The organism is Ideonella sp. B508-1, from assembly GCF_000333615.1.
Lineage (GTDB): Bacteria > Pseudomonadota > Gammaproteobacteria > Burkholderiales > Burkholderiaceae_C > Ideonella.
This window is the reverse complement of the sequence record NZ_BADL01000442.1, coordinates 1-5,517: the sequence shown is the minus strand read 5'-3', so window position 1 is coordinate 5,517 and position 5,517 is coordinate 1. Positions and strand designations below refer to the sequence as shown.

Genomic DNA, 5,517 nt, shown 5'->3' with positions numbered 1-5,517 from the left:
ACCATGACCACCCCCACGGTGCGGTCCTGTTCATCGAGAACGTCGGCAACCTCGTCTGCCCCGCCATGTGGGACCTGGGCGAGCGCGCCAAGGTGGCCATCCTTTCGGTCACCGAGGGCGAGGACAAGCCCATCAAGTACCCGGACATGTTCGCCGCCGCGCGGCTGATGGTGCTGACCAAGACCGACCTGCTGCCGCACCTGGACTTCGACGTGCCCAAGTGCATCGAGTACGCCCGCCGGGTGAACCCGGGCATCGAGGTGCTGCTGGTCTCGGCCCGCAGCGGCGAAGGCCTGGATGCCTGGCTGGACTGGCTGCTGCAGCCGCTGGAGGCCCCGGCCGAGGCCGCCGCGCCTGCGGCGGATGAGCTGGCCCGGCTCAAGGCCCGCGTGGCCGAGCTGGAAGCGCAGCTCGCCGCCAAGGCCTGACCCGCCAAAACTGCCCGCGCCCGACCGCCCATGAACGCCGTGCTTGCCCCCACCGCCGCCCTGCAGCGCCTGTGCCTGCGGGTGGAGGGTGCCGTGCAGGGCGTGGGCTTTCGGCCCTGGGTGGCGCAGCAGGCCCGCCGCCTGGCCCTGAGCGGCTGGGTGCGCAACGACGGCCAGGGCCTGGAGGCCGAGCTGCAGGGCCCTGCCGAAGCCTTGGCCGCCTTCGATGAGGCACTGCAGCGGAACCCGCCGCCGCTGGCCCGGGTGCAACGCGTGCAGCGCCTGCCGCTGGCGGTGCAGCCCTATGAAGCCGGCTTCGTGATCCAGCCCAGCCGCGCCACGGCCCCTCAGGCGCTGACCACCACGCTGCCGCCCGACACCGCCCCCTGCGAGGCCTGCCTGGACGAGCTGTTCAGCCCTGGCAACCGCCGCTGGCGCCACCCTTTCATCAACTGCACCCAGTGCGGCCCGCGCTTCACGCTGACCGCACGCCTGCCCTACGACCGGCCCAACACCGCACTGGCCAACTTCCCGATGTGCCCGGACTGCGCCGCCGAGTACACCGACCCGCAGGACCGCCGCCACCACGCCCAGCCGGTGGCCTGCCCGCGCTGCGGCCCGCGCATCGCGCTGTGGGCGCCCGATGGGGCTGTGCTGCTCTCTGCCGACGCCCGCACCGACGCCGTGCTGGCCGAGGCGGCGCAGCGCCTGCGCGCCGGCCAGGTGCTGGCCGTCAAGGGCGTGGGCGGCTACCACCTGGTGGCCGACGCCACCCAGGCCGCGCCGCTGCAACGCCTGCGCGCAGCCAAGCAGCGCGCCAGCAAGCCCTTCGCCCTGCTGGTGACCAACACGGCCAGCGCCCGCCGCTGGGTTGAACTGGGCAACGACAGCGCCGCCCTGCTGGCCAGCCCCGCCCGCCCCATCGTGCTGCTGCCCTGCCGGCCCGGCGTGGCCGCGGCCCACCCGGCCATCGCTCCCGGTCTGGACGAGTGGGGGCTGATGCTGCCGTCCAACCCGCTGCACTGGCTGCTGCTGCACGAACTGGCCGGCCGCCCCGCGGACCCGGCCTGGCGCCACACCGAACAGCCCATGCTGCTGCTGATGACCAGCGCCAACCCCGGCGGCGAGCCACTGGTGGTGGACGAGGCCGAGGCCGTGGCCAAGCTCGGCGGCCTGGCCGACGCGCTGCTGGTGCACGACCGCGCCATCCTGGCCCGGGCCGACGACAGCGTGCGCCGCCCGCTGGGCCGCGATGCCCAGGGCCGTCCGTTCTTCCCCTTCATCCGCCGCGCCCGGGGCCAGGTGCCCGAGCCCATCGCCCTGCCCGGCGTGCCGGCCGATGCGCCCCCGGTGCTGGCCACCGGCGGCTACCTCAAGGCCGCCGTCTGCCTGACCCGCGGCAACGAGGCCTTCGTCTCGCCCCACCTGGGCGACCTGGGCAGCGCGGCCAGCCGGCAGGGCCTGGTGGAGGCCGTGACCCGGCTGCAGGACTTCCTGGGCGTGCGCCCGCAGGCCGTGGCGCACGACCTGCACCCCGACTTCTTCAGCACCGCCCACGCCCAGGCACTGGCCGAGGCCTGGCAGGTGCCCACCGTGCCGGTGCAGCACCACCACGCCCATGCGGCCGCCGTGCTGGCCGAACATGGCCAGCACGGCCCCGCCCTGGCCCTGGTGCTGGACGGCGTGGGCCTGGGCAGCGATGGTCAGCCCTGGGGCGGCGAGCTGCTGCGGTGTGAGGGGACGAACGCTGCGTTCACCCGCCTGGCCCACCTGCCCGCACTCCCCCTGCCCGGTGGCGACCGCGCCGCTCGCGAGCCCTGGCGCCTGGGCGCCGCCCTGCTGCACACCCTGGGCCGCGGCAGCGAGATCGCCCAACGCTTCGCGGCCGAGCCGCTGGCCGGCTCGCTGGGCACGGTGCTGGACCGCCGGCTGAACTGCCCGGCCACCGCCAGTGCCGGCCGCCTGTTCGACGCCGCCGCCGCACTGCTGGCCGGCGTGCACCACAACGGCCACGAGGCCGAGGCCGCGATGCGGCTGGAGGCCCTGGCGCTGCGCCACCCTGGCCCGGCCACGCCCTGGGCCGATGTCTTCACGCTGGACGCCCACGGCGTGCTGGACCTGCGTGGCCTGTGGAGCGCGCTGGCCGACAGCCGGATCGACACCGCCACCGCCCAGGCCGAGGCCGCCGCCCGTTTCCACGCCAGCCTGGCCGCCGCGCTGGTGGCCTGGGTGGACCACCATGCCCGCGCCCAGCAGCTCGACACCGTCGCCCTGGGCGGCGGCTGCTGGATCAACCGCCCGCTGCGCCAGGCCGTGGTGCCGGCCCTGCAGGCGCTGGGCCTCACCGTGCTGGAGGCCGCCCAGGCCCCCTGCGGCGATGGCGGCCTGAGCCTGGGCCAGGCCGCCATCGCGTTGGCCGCCTTGAACCGTTCCCGCTGATTTCGCTGAGAAGGACCCCCGACCATGTGCCTTGCCCTGCCCTCCCGCGTGGTGGAGCGCCTGCCCGATGACCAGGCCCTGGTGGACCTGGGCGGCGTGCGCAAGACCGTCTCCATCGCCCTGACCCCCGAGGCCCAGGTCGGGGACTATGTGATCGTCCACGTCGGCCACGCCATCGGCCTGCTGGACCCCGAAGAGGCCGAGCGCACGCTGGCCTTGTTCGCCGAGCTGGAAGCCTCACAACAAGCCGGAGAAGCGGCATGAGCGCCCGCCCGGCCGCCCCGAAGGGCGCTCGCACCGCAGGCGAAGCCGAAGGCTCCCATGTGCGCGGCATGAAGTACGTGGACGAATTCCGCGATGGCGCCCTGGCCCAGCAGATCGGCGCGCGCATCCGCGCCGAGGCCCAGCCCAGCCGCGACTACCGCTTCATGGAGTTCTGCGGCGGCCACACGCACGCCATCGCCCGCTACGGCGTGGCCGAGCTGCTGCCGCCCAATCTGCGCATGATCCACGGCCCCGGCTGCCCGGTCTGCGTGCTGCCCATCGGCCGCATCGACCAGGCCATCGGCCTGGCGCTGGAGCGTGGCGCCATCGTCTGCACCTATGGCGACACCATGCGCGTGCCCGCCAGCGGGGGTCTGTCGATGATGAAGGCCAAGGCCCGCGGGGCGGACATCCGCATGGTCTATTCGGCCGCCGACGCGCTGAAGATCGCCCGCCAGCAGCCCGAGCGCGAGGTGGTGTTCTTCGCCATCGGCTTCGAGACCACCACGCCCCCCACCGCGCTGGTCGTCAAGCAGGCCGCACAGGAAGGGCTGAAGAACTTCAGCGTGCTGTGCTGCCATGTACTGACGCCCGGCGCCATCGCCCACATCCTGGACGCACCCGAAGCCAAGCAATGGGGCGACGCGGTGGCGCTGGACGGCTTCGTCGGCCCGGCCCATGTGAGCATCGTGATCGGCTCGGCCCCCTACGAGGCCTTTGCCCGCGACTACCGCAAGCCGGTGGTCATCGCCGGCTTCGAGCCGCTCGACGTGATGCAGGCCATCCTGATGCTGGTGCGCCAGGTCAACGAGGGCCGCGCGGAGGTGGAGAACGAGTTCACCCGCGCCGTCAGCCGCGAAGGCAACCATGCCGCGCAGGCGGTGGTGGCCGAGGTGCTGGAGCTGCGCGAGAGCTTCGAGTGGCGCGGCCTGGGCGAGGTGGCCTACAGCGCGCTGCGCCTGAAGCCAGCCTACGCCGCCTTCGACGCCGAGAAGCGCTTCGGTCTGAACTACCGCCCGGTGGCCGACCACAAGCAGTGCGAGTGCGGCGCCATCCTGCGTGGGGTCAAGCGACCCACCGACTGCAAGCTCTTCGGCACCGTCTGCACGCCCGACAACCCGATGGGCTCCTGCATGGTGTCCTCCGAAGGCGCCTGCGCCGCCCACTACGCCTACGGCCGGTTTCGAGACATCGCCATCGTCGCCGCCTGACCCGCCATGACCCAAAGAACCGACTACATCCGCCCGCTGGACTTCAAGCAGGGCCGCGTGGACATGAACCACGGCGCCGGTGGCCGCGCCAGCCTGCAGCTGATCGAGGAGCTGTTCGCCCGCGCCTTTGACAACCCGGCCCTGCGCGAGGGCAACGATGGCGCGGTGCTGGACGTGCCGCCCGGCCAACGCCTGGTGATGGCCACCGACGGCCATGTGATCTCGCCGCTGTTCTTCCCCGGCGGCGACATCGGCTGCCTGTCGGTGCACGGCACGGTCAACGACGTGGCCATGATGGGCGCCACGCCCACCGCCCTGTCGGCCAGCTTCATCCTGGAAGAGGGTTTTCCGCTGGCAGACCTGAAGCGCATCGTCGAATCGATGGCCGCCGCGGCGCGCGAGGCCGGCGTGCCCATCGTGACCGGCGACACCAAGGTGGTGGAACAAGGCCACGGCGACGGCGTGTTCATCAGCACCACCGGCCTGGGCCTGCTGCCGGCGGGCCGGCACATTGGCGGGGCGAATGCACGGCCGGGCGATGTGGTGCTGGTCAGCGGCACGCTGGGCGACCATGGCGTGGCGGTGCTGTCGCAGCGCGAATCGCTGGCCTTCGACAGCGAAGTGGTGAGCGACACCGCGGCGCTGCACACCTTGGTGGCGGCCCTGCTGGCGGCCGTGCCCGAAGGCGCGGTGCGCACGCTGCGCGACCCCACCCGCGGCGGCCTGGCCACCACGCTCAACGAGATCGCCCGCCAGTCCGGTGTGGGCATGATGCTGGACGAGGCCCTGCTGCCCATCCAGCCCCAGGTGGACGCGGCCTGCGAGCTGCTGGGCCTGGACATGCTCTACCTGGCGAACGAGGGCAAGCTGATCGCCATCGTCGCACCCGAGGTGGCCGACACGGCCCTGGCCACGCTGCGCGCCCATCCGCTGGGGGGGAAGGCCGCCCGCATCGGCACGGTGCAGGAAGACCCCCACCACTTCGTGCAGATGCGCACGCGCTTTGGCGGGCAGCGGGTGGTGGACTGGTTGTCGGGGGAGCCTTTGCCTCGGATCTGCTGAGTTTCTTTGGGAGGGTTGGCGTGGCCGCGGGAGGGGGCTGCCGGCCTGCTCTGCTCCATGTCCCCCGCCCCGGCTGAGCCGGGGCTCCTCCATGGGTTGCGCAGAACAGGCCA

The 5,517-nt window shown here is 73.0% G+C and carries 5 protein-coding genes; all 5 read left to right on the top strand.

The genetic code is table 11. The features are described from left to right. Nucleotides 1-428, top strand: a 428-nt coding sequence (gene hypB / locus I73_RS17965; protein ID WP_022981882.1) for a hydrogenase nickel incorporation protein HypB, incomplete at its 5' end; no start/stop codon positions are given. Between the two features lie 30 nt (nt 429-458). Then, entirely contained in the window at nt 459-2,867 is a 2,409-nt protein-coding gene (hypF, locus tag I73_RS17960; RefSeq protein ID WP_022981881.1) for a carbamoyltransferase HypF, read from the top strand. Nucleotides 2,868-2,891: 24 nt separating this feature from the next. Further along, nucleotides 2,892-3,131: a HypC/HybG/HupF family hydrogenase formation chaperone gene (locus I73_RS17955; protein ID WP_022981880.1), complete on the top strand. Its 240-nt coding sequence runs from the start codon at nt 2,892-2,894 to the stop codon at nt 3,129-3,131. 68 nt (nt 3,132-3,199) lie between these two features. Continuing rightward, the gene (hypD, locus tag I73_RS17950; RefSeq protein WP_026096903.1) at nt 3,200-4,342 is read left to right on the top strand and encodes a hydrogenase formation protein HypD; all 1,143 of its coding nucleotides are present in this window, start codon (nt 3,200-3,202) and stop codon (nt 4,340-4,342) included. A 6-nt stretch (nt 4,343-4,348) separates the two neighbouring features. Further along, a complete protein-coding gene (gene hypE, locus I73_RS17945) occupies nt 4,349-5,404 on the top strand; it encodes a hydrogenase expression/formation protein HypE (RefSeq protein ID WP_022981878.1) in 1,056 nt (351 codons plus the stop codon). Nucleotides 5,405-5,517: the final 113 nt, after the last annotated feature.